Source organism: Mycobacterium fragae (genome assembly GCF_002102185.1).
Lineage (GTDB): Bacteria > Actinomycetota > Actinomycetes > Mycobacteriales > Mycobacteriaceae > Mycobacterium > Mycobacterium fragae.
On sequence record NZ_LQOW01000012.1, the window covers coordinates 1 to 3,220 of the forward strand.

Consider the following 3,220-nt stretch of genomic DNA (forward strand, 5'->3'; position numbering starts at 1 on the left):
CCGGCGGCGGTGGTGGTGTTAGAGGCGCTGCCGTTGACGGTCAACGGCAAGCTGGACACCCGCGCCCTACCGGCACCGGAGTATCGGGATGTCGATCGTTACCGGGCCCCGGTCGGCGCGGTCGAGGAGATCCTGGCCGGCATCTACGCCCAGGTCCTCGGTGTCGATCGGGTCGGGGTCGACGACTCGTTCTTCGAGCTGGGTGGGGATTCGCTGTCGGCGATGCGCCTGGCCGCGGCGATCAACACCGGCCTGGATGCCGACCTTGCGGTGCGCACCTTGTTCGAGGCGCCCACGGTGGCCCAGTTGGCGCCGCGTATCGGTGAGGGCGCGGGTGGACTTCCGCGGTTGGTGGCGGGTGAGCGGCCGGCGGTGGTTCCGTTGTCGTTTGCCCAGAGCCGGTTGTGGTTCCTGGATCAGTTGCAGGGGCCCTCGCAGATCTACACTATGGCGGCGGCGTTGCGGTTGCGCGGGCGGCTGGATGTCGAGGCGCTGGGTGCGGCGCTGGCCGATGTGGTGGGCCGCCATGAAAGCCTGCGCACGCTGTTCCCGGCACCCGCGGGAACACCCCAGCAGCTCGTTATCCCTACTGAGCGGGCCGATTTCGGCTGGCAGATCATTGATGGCGCCGGGTGGCCGGAAAGCCGGGTGCGTGAGGCCATCGACACCGCGGCACACTACACGTTTGATCTGGCCAACCAGATCCCGTTGCGGGCACGGCTTTTCCGCGTGGCCGACGATGAGCACGTGCTGGTGGTCGTGGTGCACCACATCGCCGCCGACGGCTGGTCGATCACCCCGCTGATGCGTGATCTGGGGGTCGCCTATGCCAGCCGCTGCGCGGGGCACGCCCCGGGCTGGGACCCGTTGGCGGTGCAGTACATCGATTTCACGCTGTGGCAGCGCGCGCTGCTAGGCGATCTGGAAGACAGCGACAGCCGCGTCGCCGCCCAGCTGGCCTACTGGCAGCAGGCACTGGCCGGGATGCCCGAGCATTTGGACCTGCCCACCGACCGGCCCTATCCGCCGGTGGCCGATCAGCGCGGCGCCACCGTGGTGGTGGACTGGCCGGCCGAGCTGCAGCAGCGGGTTGCTGGGGTGGCCCGTGATCATAATGCGACCAGTTTCATGGTGATCCAGGCCGCCCTGGCGGTGCTGCTCTCCAAGATCAGCGCCAGCCCCGAGGTGGCGGTGGGGTTCCCGATCGCCGGACGGCGCGACTCGGTGCTGGATGAGTTGGTGGGGTTTTTCGTCAACACCCTGGTGTTGCGGGTCGATGTGGCCGGGAATCCGACTGTCGCCGAACTGTTGGCTCAGGTGCGACAGCGCAGCCTGGCCGCCTACGAGCATCAAGATGTGCCGTTTGAGGTGCTGGTGGAGCGGCTCAACCCCACCCGAAGCCTGACCCATCACCCGCTGGTGCAGGTGATGTTGGCCTGGCAAAACCTTCCCGGGCAAGACACTGACCCCGCCGCCGGGTTGGCCCTGGGTGATCTGCACGTCACCCCGCTGCCGGTGGCCACCCAAACCGCCCGCATGGACCTTTCATTCTCTTTGGCCGAACGCTGGAGTGAGGCCGGTGCGCCCGCAGGGATTGGCGGGACGGTGGAATTTCGCACCGATGTGTTCGACGCGGCCAGCATCGAGGCGCTCATACGCCGGTTAGAGCGGGTGTTGGCGGCGATCACCGCCGACCCGACTCGGCGGTTGTCGTCGGTGGATCTGCTTGATGCCGGTGAGCATGCCCGGCTGGATGAGGTCGGTAATCGGGCTGCGCTAACCACGGCTTCGGTTGCGCCGGAGTCGGTTCCGGTGTTGTTCGCCGCGCAGGTGGCCCGCACCCCGGAGGCGGTGGCGCTGACGTGCGGTGAAGTCTCGTGGACCTACCGGCAGCTGGATGAGGCGGCGAACCGGTTAGCGCACTTGTTGGCCAGCCAGGGTGTGGGCCCGGGACAGTGTGTGGCGCTGTTGTTTTCCCGCTCGGCCGAGGCGATCGCGGCGATTGTGGCGGTGCTCAAGACCGGGGCGGCCTATCTGCCGATCGACCCGGCACTGCCGGCGGCGCGGATCGGGTTCATGCTCGCCGACGCCGCACCGATCGCCGCGATCACCACCACCGGACTGCGGTCGCGGCTCGACGGCCACGACGTGGTCGTCATCGACGTCAACGATCCTGCGGTTGACGCCCAACCCGGCACCGCACTGCCGGCGCCGGACCCCGACGATATCGCCCACATCGTCTACACCTCGGGCACCACCGGGGTTCCCAAGGGAGTGGCAGTCACTCAGCGCAACGTGACTCAGCTTTTCGACGCACTGGACGTCGGGCTGGAGCTGGCGCCGGGGCAGGTGTGGACGCAGTTTCACTCTTATGCTTTCGACTTCTCGGTGTGGGAGATCTGGGGTGCGCTTTTGCATGGTGGGCGGCTGGTGGTGATACCCGACGAAGTGGCCCGTTCACCGGAAGACTTTCATGCCTTGTTGGTTGCCGAACGGGTCGGCGTGTTGACCCAGACGCCGTCGGCGGTGGGGGTGTTATCGCCGGAGGGGTTGGAGTCGGCGGCGTTGGTGATCGGCGCTGAGCCCTGCCCGCCCGAGCTGGTGGATCGCTGGGCGCCGGGGCGGGTGATGATCAACGTTTACGGTCCCACCGAGACCACGATGTGGGCGTCTAAGAGCGCACCGTTGGCGGCCGGGTCGGGGCCGCCGCCGATTGGGTCGCCGGTGTCGGGGGCGGGTTTTTTTGTGCTGGATGGGTGGTTGCGTCCGGTGCCCACCGGGGTGGTTGGGGAGTTGTATGTGGCCGGCGCCGGCGTGGGTGTGGGGTATTGGCGTCGGGCCGGGTTGACCGGGTCGCGGTTTGTGGCGTGTCCGTTTGGGCGCGCGGGGTCGCGGATGTATCGCACCGGGGATTTGGTGCGCTGGGGTGCTGATGGGCAGTTGGTGTATCTGGGGCGCGCCGATGAGCAGGTCAAGATCCGCGGGTATCGCATCGAGCTCGGCGAAATCCGTTCGGCTCTGACCGCGTTCGATGGGGTTGAGCAGGCGGCGGTGATCGCCCGTGAGGATCGCCCGGGCGATAAGCGTCTGGTGGGCTATGTCACCGGGGCCGCCGACCCGGCCGCGATCCGCGCGCAGTTGGGTGAGCGGTTGCCGGCTTATATGGTGCCCGCGGCGGTGGTGGTGTTAGAGGCGCTGCCGTTGACGGTCAACGGAGTTG

At 67.8% G+C, this 3,220-nt stretch carries 1 protein-coding gene; it reads left to right on the forward strand.

Annotated elements, in window-relative coordinates:
• Positions 1-3,220, forward strand: a 3,220-nt coding sequence (locus tag AWC06_RS06490; protein WP_139819939.1) for a non-ribosomal peptide synthetase, incomplete at both ends; no start/stop codon positions are given.